Source organism: Tissierella sp. (assembly GCF_032104385.1).
In the GTDB taxonomy this organism is placed as follows: Bacteria; Bacillota; Clostridia; order Tissierellales; family Tissierellaceae; genus Tissierella.
The window spans coordinates 30,050-51,895 of the sequence record NZ_DAMCHJ010000004.1 but is presented as its reverse complement, the minus strand read 5'-3'; the positions used below and the strand labels follow the sequence as shown (position 1 = coordinate 51,895).

Here is a 21,846-nt window from a genome sequence, read left to right as displayed (position 1 = left end):
CACTTTCCATTTTATCTTAATCATAACAATTTATCTACTTATGATAGGGTTCTCCCTTCATTATTCGCCATCCTCTATATACCTGTTCCAACAATATAAGTCTCATTAATTGATGTGGAAATGTCATTTTTGAGAATGATAATTTAAAGTTACTTCTATTTATTACATCTTTCGATAATCCTAAAGAACCTCCTATGACAAAGGAAATATCATTTATACCATTTATCATAAGCTCCTTCATCTTTATTGATAAATCCTCTGAAGATAGTTGTTTCCCTTCTATAACTAAGGCTATAACGAAAGAACTTTGAGGAATCTTTGATAGTATTTTATCCCCTTCTTTATTCTTCACCATATCCATTTCTTTTTCTGATAAACTTTCAGGAGCCTTTTCGTCATCAATTTCAACTATATCTAATGAACAATATCTTGATAATCTTTTAGTAAATTCTTTGATACCTTCTTGTATATATTTTTCCTTTATCTTTCCTACTGCAATAATTCTAATATTCATAGTTTGTTCCTTTCATTCTAAATGTATATTTCTTATATATTACCACAAATAGCTTGATTTTAATATTTGTATTAACATATCCTTTATAATAGCTTCTATATCCATAATCTTACTATAGAAAAAATCTATAATCCATAAAACAATCATAGTTTGTTTTTATATCCATTTTTTCTTATTTTTTTTATGCTAATATATATCTTGATAATAAATAATAGAAAGGAGACATAAAATGTCAAAAAAGTCAAGAAAATTAATGTTGCCAATAACAATTTTAATGATATTATCATTAACTTTAGCTGCCTGTTCTAAAAAGCCAATTGATAAGTCTGAAGAACCTACTCCTGAACCAATAGAGGATAAGGTGGAAGGAATCCAATCAATTGCTACTGCAGATTTAAAGAATAAGTTAAATGATGATTTGTGGGTAATAGTTGATACTAGAATTAATGATGCTTATAATGGTTGGAAACTTGAAGGAGTAGAAAGAGGAGGACATATAGCTGGATCAGTTGACTTTTCAGCTAATTGGTTAAAACTAGATGTTGAAAACAAGGAAAACATTTTAAATGAGGCTCTAAAAACTAAGGATATCAGCTCCAGTAAGAACATAGTATTATATGATGCCAATGGTAAGGATGCTTTGGAAGTTGCAAACTTTTTAGCTAATAAAGGGTATGAAAATTTATATACCTATGATGTTAATGAATGGGCTAAGGATTCTAGTCTTCCAATGGAAAGCTATACAAACTATCATATGATTGTTCCTGCAAGTATAATTAAAGAAATTCTAGATGGTAAAACTCCCGAAACTTTTGAAAATGCTAAAGAAATTAAAATCGTTGAAGCTAGCTGGGGTGAGGAGGATACATCTTATGCTAATGGGCATGTTCCTACGAGTTTCCATATTAATACAGATTCCATAGAACCACCTCCAACATGGATGTTAGCTAATGATGCTGCATTAACTGAATTTGCTTTAAGTCATGGTTTTACAAAGGATGATACTGTAATAGTAACAAGTGAAGCTCAAATGGCTGCTTATCGTGTAGCCTTAGCATTACGTTATATTGGTATAAGTGATGTAAGAGTATTAAATGGTGGGCTAGGTGCTTGGGTAGCAGCTGGATATGATGTTGAAAAAGAAAGTCATAAACCAACACCTGTGACTGATTTTGGTGCAACAATACCTATTAATCCAACTTTAATAGACACTATTTCAGAATTAAAAGAATTATTGCCTAAGAAAGATGAGTTTACACTAGTTGATAATCGTACTTGGGATGAATATATTGGTGAAAGTTCAGGATATTCCTATCATGATAAGAAAGGTCGTATTCCTGGAGCTATCTTTGGTAATGCTGGAAAAACTGATTCCAATTCATTAGATTATTATCGTAACTTAGACAATACTATGCGTAATGGTGAAGAAATAGTTAATATGTGGAAAGAATATGGAATAGATACAAATAAGCACCTTTCATTTATGTGTGGAAGTGGATGGCGTGCTGCAGAAGTATTATATTATGCAAATGTTATGGGACTTGATAACACTTCACTTTACAGTGATGGATGGATTGGATGGAGTAACAACAATAATCCATCAGAAACTGGTGAACCTAAATAGTGATAATATGAGGAATAGGACTACAATGAATATAATTAAATCTGTTCTTTATGGATTTATTGCATTGATACAAATAGGGTTTATTACTATTGTATTTATAATAAATAGCTTAACAAGAAAAAAGGCAGGAGTAATGAGGCATATTTACTCTCGAAGACTTCAATACGAGCAAAGTATATACTCTTCTAGTAATTTATTGAAGCATAGCATTTTGGGAGTAATTCTAGGCATCTTATTTATTGTGCTATTTATATATTCCATTAAGAAGAAGCAAAACCCATTTCTTAGGATTCAATTAATACTAGGTTTAGTAATGAGTTTATTAGTACCTATTGTTATAAATAGCAATTACTTTATAAATATGATGTCTTATCCATATTTTATAATGGCCTTCGAATTAATATTATTGATTCAAGCTATTGTAGTAGCATCAATATATTTAACAATTGCTTCTAAGGACTAATATAAAGCAGCTGTACAACTAAGTTGTACAGCTGCTTTATTCTCTTTTTAAGGATTTTAATTGTGAATTAAGTTTACTCTATCATATTATCTCTAAAAAATACTATCATCCCATAATTCGCGAGTATCTCCATAAACTGATCATGAGTTGAGCCTTCTAAAGCCTTCATCTGATTATTATCTTGGTATCTTCTTTCATTTTTCTCAATCTCTTCTTCAAATATATCAATGGCTTCTTCTCTGGTTTCTAAATTTTTAAGTAAATCTATGTATCTATCGTATTCTCTAGATAACTCGTCAATTATAAACTGATCTAATTCAGGATAACGTCTTACATATTCTTTTAGTACTTCTTCTTTATCTTTAATTTTAAACATATAGCACACTCCTTTCCGCTAAAGTAGTACCTTATTATTACCCAAAATTATAATAAATATTCAACTTTAAAACCATTTTTTTACTTCATCTAATAATTTAAAATTAGTCAAGTCATAATGCAAAGGAGTCACCGTTACATATCCTTCCTTTAGATAATATCTATCTGTATCCTTTTCTATTTCTGTTTCTCTTCTACCTTTTAACTTTAATATCTTTTCTCCTTTTTCATTATAGTCCATAAAATAATAATCGTAAATTACTCCACCTATTTTACAAACTTTTATCCCTAGTATATCTTCTTCCTTTTTATATGGTACATTTATATTTAAAACTATATTAGATTTACTTAATTGCTCTTTAGATTCTTCTAATATTTTTTTTGCATATTTAGCAGCAATATCAAACCTTGCATTGCCATCTACTAATTCAGCTGACACTGCTATAGAAGGTATCTTATAAATATTTGCTTCTATCGCTGCTGATACTGTTCCTGAATAAAGAATATCCATACCTGAATTCAATCCTATATTTGTACCAGAAAAAACCATATCTACAGGACCATCAGCTAAAACTTCTAAACCAGTTCTAACACAATCTGCTGGTGTACCAGATATACTATATGCTTTGGATCTAATCCCTTCTAACTCTACTTCCTTCACTACTAAAGGTTGAAATAATGTAATAGCATGACTCTGTGCAGATCTTTGAATTTCAGGTGCTACTATAATCACTTCATGATCTTTTTCTAATTCTTTTGCTAATGTATATATTCCCTCCGCCATTATTCCATCATCATTTGTTAATAGTATCCTCATCCATAGTCCTCCTTAATATTTTAGAATTTTGTAAATGTAATTTCTGTCTTTATCTCTTCTCCACCTCTATTTATTGTTAAAATTGCTTTATCTCCAATTCTATATTTATATAACATCTTTCTCAACTGAGTCATAGTTTCAACATTTTGGTTATCTATCTTAACTATTACATCTAAAGGTTTTAAATCTGCATTTACTGCTGGTGAATTGGGAAATAGTTTTACAATTACAACTCCATTATTTGTTTTTAACTTAACTCCAGATTGTCTTTCATACCTATCTACCTCTATACCTTGGAAACCAATATATACATTATTGAAACTACCTTCCTTGATTACTTCCTCTGCAATTGATTTAACAAGATTTATTGGTATGGCAAAACCCAGCCCTTCTCCAGTCTGAATTTTTGCCGTATTTAATCCAATAACTTCTCCTTTATTATTTAAAAGTGGACCTCCGCTATTCCCTGGATTTATAGAGGCATCAGTTTGTATTAAATCTTCTATTACATTATATTGATCTACTCTGATAGAACGATGTAATCCTGAAATTATACCAGAAGTTACAGACCTTTGGAAATCAAGTCCCAGTGGATTACCTATTGCAATTGCTAATTGACCAACTTCTAGTAAATCCGAATCACCTAAATCTGCTACTTGGAGATTTCTAACTTCTACTTTCACTATTGCTAAATCAAGAGCCGAGTCATACCATAAAACTTTACCAGGCATTTTATCCATATTTTCAATAAGAACAGTTATACTCTTTGCCTTTCCATCTCCTATTACATGTGAATTAGTTAAAATATATCCATTCGAATCTATTATTACCCCTGAGCCAACTCCCTCTGTATCCCTAGCCCAAAAGAATTCCCTAACTTCTTGAACTGTAGTTATACCTACTACAGAGCCTATATTCTTTTTCGCCACAGCAGTTACTGTAGAAATATCTTCCATCGGAGTTATATTTATCTTGTTTATATTTTCAACTTCTTCTCTTACAAAAATATCCGGCATAGGCAATATTTTGCCATATAAGTAAGTTGGTGCAATATATACACTTAAAACACCACCTATAATTGCTCCCACCAATGCTACTATAAAATATGAAAGAATTCCCCTTTTCTTAGGTGGTCTATTATAGCTATAATAATTATAGTCCCCCATTCTAATACCTCCTTATAGATTATAAATTGTTGTTGCTCTATCCCTATAGGTTAAATCCAATTTAATATCCTTATTTACATCTATTCCCTGACTTAACAACAGATTGCTAACAGTTTTATAAGCAATCTCAGGTGTATTATTATCTCTACTTAAATGCCCTAACAATATAATTTCTTCATTTCCTTGTATAATTTCTCCTAAAGTCATAGCTGCATCATCATTGGATAAATGTCCATTGGCACTAAGTATTCTCTGTTTTAATGGCCATGGATAATTACCTTTCTTTAGCATATCTATATCATGATTGGATTCTAACAAATAAAGATTAGAATTTTTTATATTTGATTTAATATTATCATTTACTTTTCCTGTATCAGTTATAATACTAATTTTAACCTTATTATAAAAAAATATATAACCAACTGGTTCCAATGCATCATGAAAAATATTAATTGGATAAACTTGAATATCTCTAATATTGAAATAATTTTCAGATTTAAATATTTTTATATTCTTATCCTGTATCTTTCCAATTGTCTTATTCATACCTATCCATGTACTTTCATTGGCATATATAGGTAAGTCATATCTTCTTGAAAAAACTCCTACTCCTTTTACATGGTCAATATGCTCATGAGTCACCACTATTCCATCTATATCCTTTGGATTCACTCCTATTGATGATAATAACTGCTCCAATCTTTTCCCAGAAAATCCAGCATCTATTAATATTTTTGATTTCTCAGTTTCAATATATTGACAGTTCCCAGAGCTACCGCTAGATAAGGAACAAAATTTAACTTCCACAATAATTTCCCCTTTTTTATATTATAGTTTATATATGTAAAAAAAAGAAGAATTTCTAATTCTTCTTTTAATAATTATCTATTATTATCTTATACCCATCATCAAACAAAACCCTCCATGCTGGGAATGTATTTCCCTTTCTTGGATCATTTGGCTCCTTAACATATTTTTGTTCCATCGGCCCAAAGTAATAGCATAAGGAGATATCTTTTATAGTTTTTCCATACACTTCTTCCTTGCCTAGCAAGCTAAGTATAGCCTTTGGAGCAGTACTAATATATATAGGTGTCTCCCCTTCATTTAACACCTTTAGCCATATTCTGTCTAACCTTCTGACTCCTCTACTATCTATTTCCATAGTTGTATTAGCTTTCTCTAGATACTTATCCTTATATATCTTTGAAAATTCTAGATAATAAGTATCTCCTTCATTTTTTATATATGATAATAGCATATCCGAAGTATCATAGTTTCTTTCCTCAAGAAATTTAATTGCAATGGTTTTAGCAAGTTCACTATTTAAATTCTTATATTTGTTTTCTTGTTTTTTATTTTCATAGCTTAATATCTTTTTATTTGTAATTAATATATATTCATCGTTATATATGATTCCTGTAGTTCCCTTGTCCTTTGATTCTATTTTACCTTTGCCATTAAAATATTTTCTATTAGCCTCATATGAATCTAACATTTCATATTCCACTGTTAAAATATTTAAACTTGGAATTTCCTTAGGCATTTCTGTATCTATAAAAATATTTTTATTATTTAGAAGTTTAGTTACATCGTCGATAAATCCTTCCTTAGTTGTTGTTTCTACTTGTCTTTGACTTGACAGCAGAACAGCTACCAATAATATATTGGTTACTAGAAACGCAACTATTAAGATGGTTTTTGCCTTTGACCAATCCATTTAATTCACCATCCGATACTCCTTATTTTTTTTCATATACTAAAGATCCATTATAGATATCAAAGGCATAAAGCCCATCATTCATTTTTATAACCCATACTCCTATTAATTCATCACCCATATCTTTTAAACAAGGATCAAAATATGCCAAATTAATATCTTGTATAAAGGATGATGATAAGATCTCTTCTATATCTGGCATCTCTTTATCTTTTGGAATAATATTATTTTCTTCCAAGTACTTTTGAGTTATAAAATCATAATTCATATCTATTACATCAAAAGAAGCTAACATCCTTTCCCCTTGTGGAATATTGTCTACTGGCTTATTCATATCTTTTCTAATAAAATGTTTATAAGACCTTATATGATTATTAAATACCTCTATTTGAACAAAATCTGACATTCCATTACCTAAGATTACAGGAATACCTCTAACCCTATATCTAAATGTTAAATTATAACCTAAACTATCGTCTGCCCTGATTTCTTCAACTTTAGATAAATACATTCCTTTTGATACTCCTACATTTTTAGATATAAAACCAGCTGCAGTGCTTAAACTTTCATATAAATTTCTCTTCTTTACCACTTGTTCTAAAGGATGAAAATACTCTAAGGTACCATTAATATTTAATTTCAGAACTCTTTGATTATAGATATACATAGTTGAGCCGCTATTTTCAACTATTTCTCTTATATAATCAATATCTTTCTTAAAAAATTTCTTTGCTAACTCTTTCTTTTCTTCATCGTCTAAGTTTCTTATCTCGTTTTCTACATAGATTTCTGGCAATGTATTTTTCATTTCATATGAAATATATATATCATTGTTAATTTTTAAAGCTTCCCTTATTGAACGATAATAATTATAATTCCCAGCCTCTTCTATAGTCATAATCTTTTCCTTAAGATTGGTAGTATCAACAGATTTATCATATATACCTATATGGTTTTGCCCATCAGAAAAGACAAAAAAAGGATCCTCTTTACCTAAATAGATATAAATGCTACTTACATTAGGTATTGTATCTACAACAAGATTAGGATCTTTGACGTCTAAGGCCTTAGCCAATATATAAGTATTTATTTTATCAGGAAAGTAAAAACTTATGGATCTTTTTCCATTATAAGTTAAAAACTCATCATTTGGTAAGTCTACAATTTTAATGTCCTTCGATCCCAAGATACCATTTAAGATTGCTCTGGAATTTGTCCATAATCCATACTTAGAATCATCATAAAAAATAGTATGATTTTTATCATTGAAATTTAACAGATACTTATTAGGCACTATCATATCTGATAACAAATATGAGGAGCCATATGCTTCTTGATCTTTGCTAAGTATATGAAACATTTCATTTGGCAATTCCATCCATAATTTCTTAGTAAATAGCAAACTAATACATACTAATGATATCAATAGGTAAGTTTTAATCCTTTCTTTCACATTAACCATCTCCAATATCATAGGTAAGTATTATTTTAGTATCTGTATCATATCTGTAAGTTTTACTTCTTTTGTTTCAGCCCCCATTTCTGGAATCTTTACATATACAATTTTCTCAACAGTTGGAACTCCATCTACACCAAAATCAACAATTATTTTATTAATACCTGTTACTAAATCAAGTTGCTTATCAAAAAAACCCATATTGCCTGCTTTTACAGTTTCATTAAAAACTTCTATATAATCATTTTTAGTAGGCAATTTAAGAAGATTAAAACTCTTTCTTGTAAGGTCAGTAGTACCATATACTTTAATTACAATAGAAGTTCCAGAAGGAGCTTTGCCATTTATAAAAATAACCTTATCCTCTGTAGAATAAGCATCTTTCTCAGGATTTATCACTTGATATTTAGATATATCATTTTTCTGCTCAGCCTTAGTCAATTGCTTGGTCTCAGTTGATTGCTCCACTTTAGGTGTTTGTTCAACTTTGGGTAGTTGCTCTGGTTTAGTTGTTTGATCAACTTTAATTATATTAGTTGGATTACCTGTATTTGTTGGATTACCTATATTAGTTGGATTAGCTAAAGCTGTTGAACTAATAGCAATTATACTAGTGCCAATAAATAAACTAGCTAATGTCTTTTTCCACATTCCATATCCTCCTTTACACATTACTTTAATTGTATTATATATTACATATATTACAAAACTGTTACAACATAATTAAGATTGAATTACACTTTATTAAATGGTATTCTTATTTCTACGGCAGTTCCCTCATTAAAATCACTTTCAAGTAGAATTTCACCACCATGAGCTTCTATTATTTGCTTTGCAATGGAAAGACCAAGTCCAGTGCCTCCAGACTCTCTACTTCTTCCTTTTTCTACCCTATAAAATCTTTCAAATATTCTATTCTGATCTTCTCTGGGGATACCTATGCCATTATCTTTTATCTCTATACTTATAAATTTATCTAAACCTCTTGAAATAATTTTTATCTCTCCATTATCTTCTGTATATTTTATAGCATTGGAAACTATATTTAGTATAACCTGCTCTATGCCATCTTTATCTATTACAATATCTGGTAAATCCTCTTCCATATCTACAATAACCTTGTGTTTCTTTTCTTTGAAAGAAAATTCTAATTTCAATAGTATTTCCTTTAAAAGCTCATTCACTGAAACCTCTTGTTTTTTCCAAGTGGTTTTTTTATAGTCTAAATTTGAAAGCTGTAATAAATCCCTTACAAGTCTTGTCATCCTATCACATTCATCATCAATTACAGACAAAAACTTCTTTCCCATCTCGTCATTAACTGTATCTTCCATCAATGTTTCTGTATAACTTTTTATAGTTGTAATAGGCGTCTTTAACTCATGGGATACATTGGCTACAAATTCTTTCCTCATATTATCTAGTTTATGCTCATTTGTCATATCTTGAAACACTATTATAAGTCCACCAATATTGTTCTTTTCATTTTTAAAGGGAGCGTATTTAACCTTATATACATGACTATCTATCTCCAAAGTTCTAGCTCCGTCTAGAGTTGCTTCATCATCATAATTAATCCCCTCGAGGTTTATAAGTTTTAAAGAAATTATCTCTCTAAAAGTACTTCCAGATTCTAAAATTTTTCCTTGAGTTGATTCTAATATATCCATAGCAATAGGGTTTGCGTGTATTATATTTCCATTAATATCTACTGCTATAACCCCTTCTGCCATATAGTTAAAAATCGTATCTAATTTAGATCTTTCTAAATCCATTTCCTGTATTGTATCTTTTAATTTTAATGTTAGATGGTTAAACATACTAGCTAATTGACCGATTTCATCGTCTGACTTCACCTCAACAAATTGGTCAAAATTCCCCATTGCCATTTCTTCTGCTTTATTCGTTACATCCCTGATAGGCTCTGTAATACTTGAAGCTATTAAATAGCCTAGAAACACTGTAATTAAAAGAGCCATAACAGTTGCATTTGTAAGTATCTTTTTTGATTCATTGACCGTTACATATACATTCTGTAAATCAGATACCATATATATTACTCCCTTGACCTTACCTACCCCCGTTAGAACTGGATAAGCTATATGGTTCTCTTTATTTTCTCTTGTAACTTGACTTGCCTTTTTTTCTCCTCTATAATAAGCTTCTACTATTAATGTTGGATCAAGTTTAGAATACAATGCATTTTTCCCAACTACCTCCTTATATTCCTTTGATGATGAAGCTATTATAGTAGGTAATTCTTCATCATATATTACATATAATATTTCATTGCTGCCTAATCTCCACTCACTTAATGTCTGTTGTATTTCTGATTGCACACTAAGCCAATCATCTTCTGCTAAATATGAAGACGATTCTATTATAGTTTGTATATTCTGTTCCATAGAACTAGTAATATTTGCTATCTGCTGGGTTTCTAGCCTTCCAATAATAAATATACCAACTATAACCATTGCAATAAATACTAGTAAAAAATAAACTACAATAAACCTCCATTTTATACTAGCAAACATAGTTAAGCCCTCCTGAAGTAATAGCCTACACCTCTTTTAGTCAAAATATATTTAAAATCTCCACTATTATCCTCTATTTTTTCTCTCAATCTTCTAACTGTAACGTCTACAGTTCTAATATCTCCATAATACTCATATCCCCATACTTCTTCTAGCAATTGTTCTCTTGAAAATACTTGGTTAGCACTAGAGGCTAAGAATTTAAGTAATTCATATTCCCTAAGAGTGAGATCTATAATATTTTCACCTTTCCTAACTTCATATTTATTTAAATCTATTATTAAACCATCTGAAGTGATCATATCATTTACATTATTTGAATTAGAAGTATTAGAAAAATCAACCCTTCTTAGATTGGCTTTTACTCTTGCAATTAATTCTCTCATGCTAAAGGGTTTTGTAATATAATCATCAGCACCAAGCTCTAAACCTAATACCTTATCTACTTCTTCCTCTTTTGCCGTAAGCATTATAACTGGAAACTTATATTTGACTCTAATTTCTCTTAAAACTTGAAATCCATCTTTTTTGGGCATCATAATATCTAAAATAACTAAATCTGGAATAAATTTATTAACAGCGTGCACTCCTTCTTCACCATCATAGGCTGTTTCTACACTGTACCCTTCCTTTTCTAGATTGAATTTTATTATATCTGCTATGGCCTTTTCATCATCAATCACCAATATTTTGTTATCCATATTGAATCACTCCAATTAATTATTTACATAATTATTCTTATATAATTAGATTATCTAACAAAGAATATTTATTGTCAAATATTTATTATATTTTGGCTACGATTTACAATTATTTATCTTGTATTTATCATTACTTTAATATATAATAATACCATTCGAAGGGGAGTAGCTTAAAAATAGTTAATCGTCAATACGGATTTTCCCGGTTAACTACCTAGCATTCTTAGGAAGCAAGACCTTTGGTTAAATTAAATAATTTAACCAAAGGTCTTTTTGTTTTATTTTACTCTTAGGTGGTATACTATTTATAAGATTTGGAAGGAAGGGGATATTTTTGAAGGAATGGTATAGTAAAAGTAAGGAGGAAATATTATCAGAATTAAATACTAACCTTAATTCTGGTCTTACAAAAAATGAAGTAAACCTTAGGTTAGAGAAGTATGGTTCTAATGATTTAAAAGAAGAAGATAAAAAAAGTTTCTTTTCTAAAATTGTAGCACAGTTTTCAGACTTTCTTATTCTAATTTTAATAGGTGCTGCAATTATCTCTTTTGCTGTTGGTGAATCAAAAGATGCTGTAGTTATAATAGCTATAGTCATGGTAAATGCATTTCTAGGCATATATCAAGAAGGAAGAGCTGAAAAAGCCTTAGATGCACTTAAGAAAATGTCCTCACCTAATGCTAAGGTTATTAGGGATGGTAATACTGAAATATCTCCTGCTAGTTCTTTAGTCCCCGGAGATATTGTAGTCTTAGATGCTGGAGACATCATACCTGCTGACTTGAGGCTTATAGAAAGTTCCAATTTAAAAATTGAAGAAGCTTCATTGACTGGCGAATCAGTACCTGTAGAAAAAGATAGTAATGTATTTTTTGAAGAAGAAGTATCATTAGGTGATAGAAAAAATATGGCTTATATGAGCACTGCTGTTACCTATGGAAGAGGAAAAGGTGTAGTTGTGGGTACTGGTCATGATACTGAAATAGGTAATATAGCCACAATGATTCAATCCTTCGAAGATGAGGTAACTCCCCTACAGAAACAATTAAATCAACTTGGCAAAGTTCTAGGGATTACTACTATAGTTATTTGTATCGCTGTTTTCGGTATAGGGCTACTTCAAGGTAGAGAAGTTTTAGAAATGTTCATGGTAGCCATAAGCTTAGCAGTAGCTGCTATTCCAGAAGGCTTACCGGCTATTGTAACCATTGTTTTAGCCATTGGAATGAACCGAATGGTTAAAAGAAATGCAATAGTTAAAAAACTTTTAGCAGTTGAAACTTTAGGTTCTACTACAATTATTTGTTCTGATAAGACAGGTACTCTAACTCAAAATGAAATGACCGTAGTCAAAGTTTTTACAGATGGAAAGATAATAGATGTAACTGGGGGAGGATACGAACCAGTAGGGGAGTTTAAAATGAAAGAAGATAATATAAAGGTAGAAGATATAGGTGATTTTCAAACTCTTCTTTCAATATCTGCATTAGCTAATGATGCTAATTTAGAGAAGACATCTGATGGATATAAAGTTATTGGTGATCCTACAGAAGGGGCTCTAATTACACTAGCTGGTAAAGGTAATATCAATAAACAATCTATAAATAAGGAGTTCCCTAGAATAGAGGAAATTCCCTTTGATTCCGATAGAAAAATGATGACTACATTCCATAAAGATTATATACCTAGTAAAATCGTTTCCTTTACTAAGGGAGCTCCAGATATAATTATCAATAGATGTACTCGTATTAGCATGGATGGTAAAATCTTAGATTTTGATGATACTTTAAAAAAGGAAGTATTAAAAGTAAATAGCATTTTCTCAAAGGATGCTTTAAGAGTATTAGCCTTCGCTTATAAAGAGTATAATACCTTACCTAATACCATCTCTCCTGATTCTAACGAAGTAGATATGACCTTTATAGGATTAGTTGGTATGATAGACCCTGCAAGGCCAGAAGCAAAGGATGCTATAGCAAAATGCAAGGAAGCAGGTATAAAGACTGTTATGATAACAGGAGATTACAAAGAAACTGCATTTGCCATAGCAAAAGAACTTGGAATGGCAGAGTCCATAGATGAAGCTATGATGGGAGAAGAATTAAATAAAATTTCAGATGAAGAATTAAGAGAAGTGGTTAAAGATATAAAGGTTTATGCTAGAGTTTCACCAGAACATAAAGTAAGGATAGTAAGTGCATTAAAAGCTAATGGTGAAATAACAGCTATGACTGGTGATGGTGTAAATGATGCACTGGCTTTAAAAAGAGCTGATATTGGTGTATCTATGGGTATTACTGGTACAGATGTAGCTAAAAATACAGCAGAATTAATTTTAACTGATGATAATTTTGCATCTATTGTATCTGCAGTAGAAGAAGGTAGAATAATATATAGTAATATTAAAAAATTTGTTTTCTTCTTATTATCTTGCAACATAGGTGAAATATTTCTAGTGTTTACTAGCATATTATTAAATCTACCAGTACCTTTACTAGCAATTCAATTATTGTGGTTAAATTTAGTTACAGATAGTTTTCCTGCTTTGGCCTTAGGAGTTGAAAAAGGTGATCCTGATATTATGGATACTCCTCCTAGAAATCCTAATGAGCCTATTCTAACAAAAAATATGCTGTTAGGAATATTACTCCAAAGTTTAGCAGTAGGAGTGGCAGCTTTACTTGCTTATAGATGGGGACTTACTACCTATGCAGATAATATAGATAAAGCAAGAACAATAGCTTTTACATCTCTAATAACAGCAGAATTATTAAGAGCTTATTCTAGTAGATCACAAAAATATACATTGTTTAAAATAGGATTTTTTACAAATAGAACTTTAGTATATGGAACCCTATTCTCATTTATTTTATTACTAGGAGTTCTATATATACCATTTATGCAACCAATATTTTATACCTTTGCTCTTGGAATAAAGGATTGGGCTGCAATTTTAGAATATGCCTTTATTCCTTTAATAATTGGAGAAATAAGTAAACTTTTTATTAAAAAATAAGAAAAACTTCTACAAAGCATTAAAAATAGCTTTTCTTAAAAATCATTTTCGGAAAGTTATCTTTTTATAAAACATTAAAGTAGAACTTTTCTATTCGTTATAAAAAAAGCCCTGGGGCTTTTTTTACTTTTTGGAACATTTTATTTTTTTATAGCATAGAATAGACCAAGGAAGGTGGTAATGGTGAAGAAAATAATAAATACAAAGCTTTGCCCTATTCTAAGTGCAAAAATAATGTCGCAATCAATTGAAGATGTTCCTGTAATCATACAATTTAATAATAGTGGTTCAAATCTTAAAAAAAATATAAATAGTTTATCTAATAAAATTAAATCTGAGCTACCCTTAATAGATGGTTTTGCTGGACTTATGTCTACAGAAACCATCTATCGAATTGTATCTAATCCTGAAATAGACTATATTAGCTTTGACTCAAAAATATATACTCTATTAGATATTGCAAACCCAACTATGGATGCATATTTCCCACATGATAAGGGTTATGAAGGCAATGGTATTACAGTAGCTGTAATTGATACAGGTGTAGCTCCCCACTATGATTTAACAAAACCTTACAATAGAATAATTGGGTTTAGAGATATAGTTAATAATAGAGAAGATCCTTATGATGATAATGGCCACGGTACACACGTAGCTGGAATTATTGCTGGTAATGGATTTTCTTCCAATGGAAAATATATGGGAATAGCTCCTAAGGCCAACATACTAGGAGTTAAAGCATTAGATGAAAATGGTAGTGGAAATATTTCAGATATTATTGCTGCTATATCCTATATAGTTGAAACAAAAGATAGGTTTAATACAAAAATAATAAATCTTTCTTTAGGTACTCCTGCAAATAATACCTGTGATAGAGATCCTTTATGTAAGGCTGTAGATATGGCTATAAAATCTGGATTAATAGTTATTACTGCAGCAGGAAATAGCGGACCTAAGGAAGGAACAATCCTTTCACCAGGAATTAATAAAAATGCCATAACAGTTGGAGCTGTTGATGATAAAAGGACAATAGATCCATCTGACGATACCATTGCTCCTTTCTCCAGCAGAGGACCGACTATAGAAGGTTTAATGAAACCCGATATAGTAGCTCCTGGAGTAAATATTAGATCTTTGTCTAATATTAAACTAGATAATTACTCATCATTAAGTGGTACATCTATGGCTACACCCTTAGTTTCAGGTTCTGTTGCACTTTTATTAAATAAGCATGGGGATCTTTCACCACAAGAAATAAAGAATAGAATTACCTCTTCTTGTATAGACTTAAACGAAGCAAAAATAAATCAAGGAGCAGGTATGTTAAATTTAAAAATCTTATTTAAAGACGATAAAAAAACCAAATTAAATAATAGTCCTCTAAAATCTAATGAATTTGGAGGAGAATTATTTGAAACATTGCTTATGATTTTAATTATAATTTTTTTACTTGATTCTAGAATATAAATATAAGCCTTTACCATTTTATATATCTTAACAATATTTTTATTTTTTAATTTGCTATTCTAAAACTAATAGAGGAAGCTAATGCTTCCTCTATTTTAAGTAACTACTTGGATTATAATTTTTTCCATTCTTTAAAACTTCAAAATGAAGATGTGAACCTGTAGATCTTCCCGTATTCCCAACATTAGCTATATGCTGGCCTTTATAAACCTTATCTCCTGTCTTTACTAGTATCTTACTACAATGAGCATATCTAGTTCTAAATCCATTTCCATGATCAATTTCAACTAAATTACCAAAAGCACCTCTATAGCCGACATATACTACTTTACCACCATCAGCTGCTTTTATGGCTGTACCTGTTTTTGCTGCAATATCAAGACCCCTATGCATTCTTCCGTTTCTCATCCCATATCTGGAAGATATACTTCCTCTAGTAGGCATTGCAAATGCTCCTGTTGCAACAGTTCTTGGTACTTCTTTTGTTCCTTTAACTATTATCTCATTAACAGGATTTTGAACTATATCTTCTTTTAAAATCTCTTTTTCTACTACAATACCATTATGTTTTACTTCATTTGCTACTATTTTTCTTTCTCCATCAACACCAGCTACCTTAGTCTTTTTCTCATTCTTATACATCTTGTCATTGTATTCAATTTCTGTTTCATACTTTATCTTCTCTGTATATTCTACTTCTGACATAGTAGATACTGTAAGAACAGGTTTTGATACTACTAATTTTACTTCATCACCTATCTGTATTTTCTCAGGTTTTTTATCCGGGTTAGCATTTATTAAATCATCCACTGATAAATTATATATTTTTGCTATGGTCCAAAAACTTTCTCCTACTTCTACTATATGAGTTTTTATATCTTCTGAACCTGTTAGCAAATGATTATATAGTTCTTCAGAATTACCAATCTTATATAAAGGCATTTCTTTTTTAACTATTTCCACATTTTCAATCATTTTTATTTCTTTTATATTTGTGTCTTCCCCAACTTCACTTTCATATGGCTCTTTTATCCTATTAATTACATTTTCAATCTCTGTTTTAGTCTTCAATGCGCCTATTTCCACATCATTAACCTTTAATACATAGCCATATACTAAGAAACTCATCTTTGATTTAATTTCTTTTTTCAATTCCTGATTAGATGTTATTACGTCATCCTTTGCTTTTACTTCCTCAAACCTAATGCCTTTATCTAATACTACATCAATCTCATATGTATTTGCTAATTCTGTTTCCAAAACATTAAGAATTTCTGTAATTTCTTCCTGTTGTCTTACAGTACCAATTTTATCATTGCCAAGATATACATCAAAGGCCTTCATTCTAATTTGATTAATTTTATACCCCATAATACTTAATGCTATTATTGATATAATCATCAACTTTGTTAATGCCATTTTCATATTTATATTTTTAAAATTTATATTTTTAAATTCGATATTTCTACAATAGTCAACAATCTTATTTGCTCGATTTCGTAAGTTTCGTAATTCTACCCTTAAATTGGGTTTTTCCATCCCGTTACCTCCTAATATAAATTATTTAAATCACGATTGTAATATGATTGTAATCATTCTGTAACAATTATATCATAGATTAATTTTTTTTCAACATTATGGCATGTCTAATTAACCTTATTATATTCTATTTCCTATAATTTATACATTTGCCAGAATAATAGAAATTTCAACATATTTCTTCATTGATTTTTAATTTATAAAAATACAATTAAAATTATTAAAAATTTTTAATATTTGTTTTTATTATTATAATGAAAGTATTTATATTAATTTTAAGGCAATACTTTTAATACCTTTATATATTTAATTAGAGTGAATATATAAAAATATTAAGGAATAGGAGGAAGTAATGAATATATTTAATAAAAGTAACTATATAGATTCATCTTCACCTTTTGCTTTATCTAAATTTTCGAATCTAGTCTTCAAATATTTATCTGAAGAGCATACTAAGAATGAAGATTTAATTATACTTTGTATTGGAACAGATAGATCTACAGGTGATTCTCTTGGTCCGCTAGTTGGACATAAGCTAAAACCCATTATTAAAAACTATAAAGATGTAAATCTAATAGGTAATTTAGAAAACCCTATACACGCTCAAAACCTTCAGGAAACAATTGATAAAATAAATCATGACTATGATAATCCTTTTATTCTCGCCATAGATTCTTCGCTTGGTAAATATGACCGTATAGGTTATTTATCAATTAAAAATTCACCTTTAAAACCTGGCTCAGGTGTAAACAAGGTTTTACCTTCAGTTGGTAATATAGCTATTACTGGAATTGTAAATGTTAGTGGAATGATGGAATTTATGGTACTACAAAATACTAGGCTATCTTTAGTAATGAATATGGCAGATATCATATCTAAAAGTATTTATTTATCTCTTTCTAGATTATATAGTGAAAAAAATCAACTGTATATATTAGAAAGGTAGCTTATAGCTACCTTTCTAATATATTACATTTAGATAATTTTTTCTTTATATTCACCTATTATTGCCCTATCTATGGCTTGTATTTCTTCTACAGATAAGGGATAAATAGACTTACCAAATTTAATTGGTTTTGCATAACTAGTTGTATGCTCCCTACCATAAATACTAGTAAGTACAAAACCATTTTGAAACTTATCCAGTAATGCAATGGAAAAGCTTAAATCAGAACCCATATCACCAAAGGCATTATATCTTACAAATCCAACTTTTTGTATAGCAAAGGCTAACTTCGTTTCAATACTTTCTATTTTCTGATCTATAGTATTCATATCTAAACGAATATCTTTAAGTTCTTCATTAGTCTTTATTAGAAGTTCTTCTATATTTACACCTTTAACCCCTCTAACAAGCTCATCATATTTATCTTTTACCCTAGATATTCTTATTTCAGCTATTAGATATAATAATACTAATGTAAATAATGCTGCAATAAGTCCTATCATAATTTCTATACTGTATAATGCCACAAGTTCTCTTAGCTGAACCATATAATTTCCCCTCTCTATACTTCCTTTGCCATCTCTCTTAATGCTTTAATAGCAAACTCTATTTCTTCATGTGTATTTTCATATCCAAAACTAAATCTAACTACACCTTGCTCAAAGGTTCCTATAGTTTTATGTGCTAATGGGGCACAATGCAATCCTGGTCTTACTGCAATATCATATTTGGAATCTAAAATATAACTTATTTCAGATGAATCTGCATCTTTTATATTTAGGGCAACAACTGGTGCATGATAGCCAATCTCTAATGGTCCGTATAGTATAACTCCATCTATTTTTTGTGATTCTTCAATAAAATGTTTTGTAAGTTCTTCTTCTTTTTTTCTAATATTATTTATTCCCTTTTCAAATATATATTTAATACCAGAACCAAGTCCTATTATACCAGGTGCATTTGGCGTACCAGATTCAAATTTATCTGGAATTACATCTGGCTGCTCTAGTGAATGAGAAATACTACCAGTACCTCCTTGAAAAATCTCGTCCAATTCTATACCATCTCTAATATAAAGCCCACCAGTACCTTGAGGTCCTAACAATCCTTTATGACCTGGAAAAGCAAGTAGATCTATATTCATTTTCTCAACATCTATATTATATACTCCAGCAGACTGAGCCCCATCTACCAAATATACTATACCATGTTTCCTTGCAATTTTTCCAATAGTTTCTATATCCATTATACTTCCTGTTAGATTGGAAATATGAGTAGTTACAATCATTTTAGTTTTTGGTTTAATACTAGCTTCAATATCTTTTGGGTTTATCCTTCCCCTAGAATCCCCCTGTACTATTGTATTTTCAACTCCCAATTTACTCAAAAAAGTAATAGGTCTCAAAACAGAGTTATGCTCCATAGATGTTGTAATTACATGATCTCCTGGCTTTAACATTCCCTTTATAGCTGTATTTAAGCTTTCTGTACAATTAAAAGTAAATATTACATTCATAGGATTTTTTATGTTAAATAATTTACTAATTTGAGTCCTTGTATCAAATATTCCCCTACTAGCTTCTAATGCTTTTTTGTGACCTGACCTCCCAGGATTAGCCCCATATTCTACCATAGCTTCCATTATAGTATCGTATACTATCTTTGGTTTTGGATAAGATGTTGCAGCATTATCAAAATATACCATGAAATCACTCCTATTTTAAAATTTAGTTTACATTAATCTTCATTACAAACTTTAATAAAATCAAATTTCTCTACATCAAACAATCCCATATCTGTAAGTTTTAGTTTAGGTATTACAGGCAATGCCATAAATGCTAATGTCATAAAAGGATCTATGCTTTTGTTTATATTCAATCTTTCATGAGATAATTTTATCATTTCTTTTAGAATAGCATTGGTTTCTTGAATTGGACTCGATGTCATTATACCACCGATTTCTAAAGGCAAAGATTTTATTACTTGTCCTTCAGATACAATTGTAAGTCCTCCACCAATATTTTTTAATTCTTTTATTGTGGCTAAAATATCCTCATCATTATCTCCTACAACTATCATATTATGCGAATCATGACCAATTGTTGAGCCTATAGCTCCATCTTTTAATTTAAAATTTTCAATCAGTCCAACACCAATATTTCCAGTAGCAAAGTGTCTTTCAATTACTACCATTTTCAAAATATCCTCATTGGAAAATTTAAAGTATCCATTATCTACACTTACTTCCTTTACTATCTTTTCAGTAACTAAACTACCTTCAATTACACCTATTATATTGGCTTTATTAGTTTTCATAGGAATTTGAATGTCTTCTATTTTTACATCTTTTATTTTTACGGATTTAGTCAGACTTTCCGGTAAATAAATCTTAGAATCAAATAAAGCTTTATTATCTTCAGCCACTAGATTACCATTCTTAAATACCTTTACTATATTAAAATCATCCAAATTATCTATTACAACTAAATCTGCTATATATCCTGGTGCTATGGCTCCTTTTCCTTTTAATCCATAACATTCTGATGGATTTAAGGTAGCCATCCTAATGGCATCTACTGGATCAATTCCAAGACTTATTGCCAATTTAATATTAAAATCTATACTACCCTCATTAATTAAATCCTCAGGATGCCTATCATCAGTACAAAATAAGAATCGTCTCAAATTATCTTTATTTACTGCCTTAATTATATTTCTTAAATCCTTTGCTGCTGAACCTTCTCTGATGAGAACATACATACCAAGCCTAATACGATCTATTACTTCTTCCACTGTAGAACATTCATGTTCTGTCTTTATTCCTGCAACAATATAAGCATTTAAGTCCTTTTCTTTAATCATAGGTCCATGACCATCTACTACTTTATCTTTAAATAAAGTTAACTTATCTAATATTTTATCATTTGCAGATATAACTCCAGGGTAATTCATCATTTCCCCTAGACCAATTATAGTTTCTTCATCTGATAATTCATTTAAATCCTCTGCCTCTAATATGGAGCCCGAATTCTCAAAATCAGTTGCCGGTACACAACTTGGCAGCATTATGCGAACATCTAACGGAGTATTTTTACTATCATCAATTATATATCGTATACCTTCTATACCTTTAACATTCGCAATTTCATGTGGGTCGGCTATTATTGTAGTTACACCCCTAGGTAATATTACCTTAGCAAATTGTGATGGAGATGACATAGAAGATTCTATATGAACATGGCTATCTATAAATCCAGGAGATAAATATTTGCCCTTTAAGTCTATTTCTTTTTCACCATGATATTCTCCTATTCCCACTATTCTGCCCTTATCAATGGCTACATCTCCTTCTATTATCTCACCAGTAAAAACATTTATTATATTTGCATTTTTTAGTACTAACTGTGAATCTTTCATACCCTTTGCCTTAATTATGAGACTCTTAAGTTGTTCCTTAAACATGCTATTCCCCCCAAGTTTTTAATAATGAAGATTATTTTATTGA

19 protein-coding genes are annotated in these 21,846 nt (G+C 30.0%); 5 read left to right on the top strand and 14 right to left on the bottom strand.

Annotated features, from left to right (window positions below):
* Window positions 1-34 precede the first annotated feature (34 nt).
* Complete coding sequence (gene rlmH / locus RT714_RS06080) at window positions 35-514, bottom strand: 23S rRNA (pseudouridine(1915)-N(3))-methyltransferase RlmH (RefSeq protein ID WP_313756693.1); 480 nt, start codon at window positions 512-514, stop codon at window positions 35-37.
* A 229-nt stretch (window positions 515-743) separates the two neighbouring features.
* Here rlmH and RT714_RS06075 point away from each other — a divergent pair, with 229 nt between their 5' ends.
* On the top strand, window positions 744-2,138 hold the full coding sequence (locus tag RT714_RS06075; RefSeq protein WP_313756692.1) for a rhodanese-like domain-containing protein: 1,395 nt from the start codon (window positions 744-746) through the stop codon (window positions 2,136-2,138).
* A 25-nt stretch (window positions 2,139-2,163) separates the two neighbouring features.
* Window positions 2,164-2,601, top strand: coding sequence for a hypothetical protein (locus RT714_RS06070; protein WP_313756691.1), 438 nt, complete (start codon window positions 2,164-2,166; stop codon window positions 2,599-2,601).
* A gap of 73 nt (window positions 2,602-2,674) precedes the next feature.
* On the opposite strand, the gene RT714_RS06065 is transcribed toward RT714_RS06070, so the two are convergent.
* From RT714_RS06065 to yycF, 9 genes are all read right to left on the bottom strand, one after another.
* Window positions 2,675-2,977: a hypothetical protein gene (locus RT714_RS06065; RefSeq protein ID WP_313756690.1), complete on the bottom strand. Its 303-nt coding sequence runs from the start codon at window positions 2,975-2,977 to the stop codon at window positions 2,675-2,677.
* A 66-nt stretch (window positions 2,978-3,043) separates the two neighbouring features.
* Window positions 3,044-3,793 (bottom strand): 5'/3'-nucleotidase SurE, encoded by a 750-nt coding sequence (gene surE, locus RT714_RS06060; RefSeq protein WP_313756689.1) that lies wholly within the window; start codon window positions 3,791-3,793, stop codon window positions 3,044-3,046.
* Between the two features lie 20 nt (window positions 3,794-3,813).
* Complete coding sequence (locus RT714_RS06055) at window positions 3,814-4,959, bottom strand: trypsin-like peptidase domain-containing protein (protein WP_313756688.1); 1,146 nt, start codon at window positions 4,957-4,959, stop codon at window positions 3,814-3,816.
* A 12-nt stretch (window positions 4,960-4,971) separates the two neighbouring features.
* A complete protein-coding gene (locus tag RT714_RS06050) occupies window positions 4,972-5,766 on the bottom strand; it encodes an MBL fold metallo-hydrolase (protein ID WP_313756687.1) in 795 nt (264 codons plus the stop codon).
* A gap of 67 nt (window positions 5,767-5,833) precedes the next feature.
* Window positions 5,834-6,679 (bottom strand): two-component system regulatory protein YycI, encoded by an 846-nt coding sequence (locus RT714_RS06045; RefSeq protein WP_313756686.1) that lies wholly within the window; start codon window positions 6,677-6,679, stop codon window positions 5,834-5,836.
* A 22-nt stretch (window positions 6,680-6,701) separates the two neighbouring features.
* Window positions 6,702-8,132 carry a hypothetical protein gene (locus tag RT714_RS06040; protein WP_313756685.1) on the bottom strand — a complete coding sequence of 477 codons (1,431 nt, stop codon included), beginning with the start codon at window positions 8,130-8,132 and terminating at the stop codon, window positions 6,702-6,704.
* Window positions 8,133-8,162: 30 nt separating this feature from the next.
* On the bottom strand, window positions 8,163-8,786 hold the full coding sequence (locus RT714_RS06035) for a hypothetical protein (protein ID WP_313756684.1): 624 nt from the start codon (window positions 8,784-8,786) through the stop codon (window positions 8,163-8,165).
* A gap of 83 nt (window positions 8,787-8,869) precedes the next feature.
* Entirely contained in the window at window positions 8,870-10,669 is a 1,800-nt protein-coding gene (locus RT714_RS06030) for an ATP-binding protein (RefSeq protein WP_313756683.1), read from the bottom strand.
* Window positions 10,670-10,671: 2 nt separating this feature from the next.
* On the bottom strand, window positions 10,672-11,370 hold the full coding sequence (gene yycF, locus RT714_RS06025; RefSeq protein ID WP_313756682.1) for a response regulator YycF: 699 nt from the start codon (window positions 11,368-11,370) through the stop codon (window positions 10,672-10,674).
* A 334-nt stretch (window positions 11,371-11,704) separates the two neighbouring features.
* On the opposite strand from yycF, the gene RT714_RS06020 reads away from it, so the two are divergent.
* Together RT714_RS06020 and RT714_RS06015 are read left to right on the top strand one after the other, a co-directional pair.
* Window positions 11,705-14,389 (top strand): calcium-transporting P-type ATPase, PMR1-type, encoded by a 2,685-nt coding sequence (locus RT714_RS06020; protein ID WP_313756681.1) that lies wholly within the window; start codon window positions 11,705-11,707, stop codon window positions 14,387-14,389.
* A 180-nt stretch (window positions 14,390-14,569) separates the two neighbouring features.
* Entirely contained in the window at window positions 14,570-15,856 is a 1,287-nt protein-coding gene (locus RT714_RS06015; RefSeq protein ID WP_313756680.1) for a S8 family peptidase, read from the top strand.
* A gap of 90 nt (window positions 15,857-15,946) precedes the next feature.
* Here RT714_RS06015 and RT714_RS06010 read toward each other — a convergent pair whose 3' ends face one another.
* A complete protein-coding gene (locus tag RT714_RS06010) occupies window positions 15,947-17,395 on the bottom strand; it encodes a M23 family metallopeptidase (protein WP_313756679.1) in 1,449 nt (482 codons plus the stop codon).
* A gap of 352 nt (window positions 17,396-17,747) precedes the next feature.
* Between RT714_RS06010 and yyaC the strand changes: the two genes are divergently transcribed.
* Window positions 17,748-18,341 carry a spore protease YyaC gene (gene yyaC, locus RT714_RS06005; protein ID WP_313756678.1) on the top strand — a complete coding sequence of 198 codons (594 nt, stop codon included), beginning with the start codon at window positions 17,748-17,750 and terminating at the stop codon, window positions 18,339-18,341.
* A 29-nt stretch (window positions 18,342-18,370) separates the two neighbouring features.
* Here the strand turns inward: yyaC and RT714_RS06000 are convergent, their stop codons facing one another.
* From RT714_RS06000 to ade, 3 genes are read right to left on the bottom strand one after another with little or no spacing between them, the layout of a single operon-like run.
* Window positions 18,371-18,889 (bottom strand): DUF4446 family protein, encoded by a 519-nt coding sequence (locus RT714_RS06000; protein ID WP_313756677.1) that lies wholly within the window; start codon window positions 18,887-18,889, stop codon window positions 18,371-18,373.
* Between the two features lie 14 nt (window positions 18,890-18,903).
* Complete coding sequence (locus tag RT714_RS05995) at window positions 18,904-20,046, bottom strand: aminotransferase class V-fold PLP-dependent enzyme (RefSeq protein ID WP_313756676.1); 1,143 nt, start codon at window positions 20,044-20,046, stop codon at window positions 18,904-18,906.
* A 32-nt stretch (window positions 20,047-20,078) separates the two neighbouring features.
* Complete coding sequence (ade, locus tag RT714_RS05990) at window positions 20,079-21,803, bottom strand: adenine deaminase (RefSeq protein ID WP_313756675.1); 1,725 nt, start codon at window positions 21,801-21,803, stop codon at window positions 20,079-20,081.
* Between the last annotated feature and the right edge of the window lie 43 nt (window positions 21,804-21,846).

What these genes read in the sequence shown, in the direction of transcription:
- RT714_RS06010 (WP_313756679.1), bottom strand. Translation starts at nt 17,395, where the DNA reads ATGGAAAAACCCAATTTAAGGGTAGAATTACGAAACTTACGAAATCGA.
- rlmH (WP_313756693.1), bottom strand. Translation starts at nt 514, where the DNA reads ATGAATATTAGAATTATTGCAGTAGGAAAGATAAAGGAAAAATATATA.
- surE (WP_313756689.1), bottom strand. Translation starts at nt 3,793, where the DNA reads ATGAGGATACTATTAACAAATGATGATGGAATAATGGCGGAGGGAATA.
- RT714_RS06070 (WP_313756691.1), top strand. Translation starts at nt 2,164, where the DNA reads ATGAATATAATTAAATCTGTTCTTTATGGATTTATTGCATTGATACAA.
- RT714_RS06035 (WP_313756684.1), bottom strand. Translation starts at nt 8,786, where the DNA reads ATGTGGAAAAAGACATTAGCTAGTTTATTTATTGGCACTAGTATAATT.
- RT714_RS06030 (WP_313756683.1), bottom strand. Translation starts at nt 10,669, where the DNA reads ATGTTTGCTAGTATAAAATGGAGGTTTATTGTAGTTTATTTTTTACTA.
- RT714_RS06000 (WP_313756677.1), bottom strand. Translation starts at nt 18,889, where the DNA reads ATGGTTCAGCTAAGAGAACTTGTGGCATTATACAGTATAGAAATTATG.
- ade (WP_313756675.1), bottom strand. Translation starts at nt 21,803, where the DNA reads ATGTTTAAGGAACAACTTAAGAGTCTCATAATTAAGGCAAAGGGTATG.
- RT714_RS05995 (WP_313756676.1), bottom strand. Translation starts at nt 20,046, where the DNA reads ATGGTATATTTTGATAATGCTGCAACATCTTATCCAAAACCAAAGATA.
- yycF (WP_313756682.1), bottom strand. Translation starts at nt 11,370, where the DNA reads ATGGATAACAAAATATTGGTGATTGATGATGAAAAGGCCATAGCAGAT.
- yyaC (WP_313756678.1), top strand. Translation starts at nt 17,748, where the DNA reads ATGAATATATTTAATAAAAGTAACTATATAGATTCATCTTCACCTTTT.
- RT714_RS06055 (WP_313756688.1), bottom strand. Translation starts at nt 4,959, where the DNA reads ATGGGGGACTATAATTATTATAGCTATAATAGACCACCTAAGAAAAGG.
- RT714_RS06015 (WP_313756680.1), top strand. Translation starts at nt 14,570, where the DNA reads ATGGTGAAGAAAATAATAAATACAAAGCTTTGCCCTATTCTAAGTGCA.
- RT714_RS06075 (WP_313756692.1), top strand. Translation starts at nt 744, where the DNA reads ATGTCAAAAAAGTCAAGAAAATTAATGTTGCCAATAACAATTTTAATG.
- RT714_RS06045 (WP_313756686.1), bottom strand. Translation starts at nt 6,679, where the DNA reads ATGGATTGGTCAAAGGCAAAAACCATCTTAATAGTTGCGTTTCTAGTA.
- RT714_RS06065 (WP_313756690.1), bottom strand. Translation starts at nt 2,977, where the DNA reads ATGTTTAAAATTAAAGATAAAGAAGAAGTACTAAAAGAATATGTAAGA.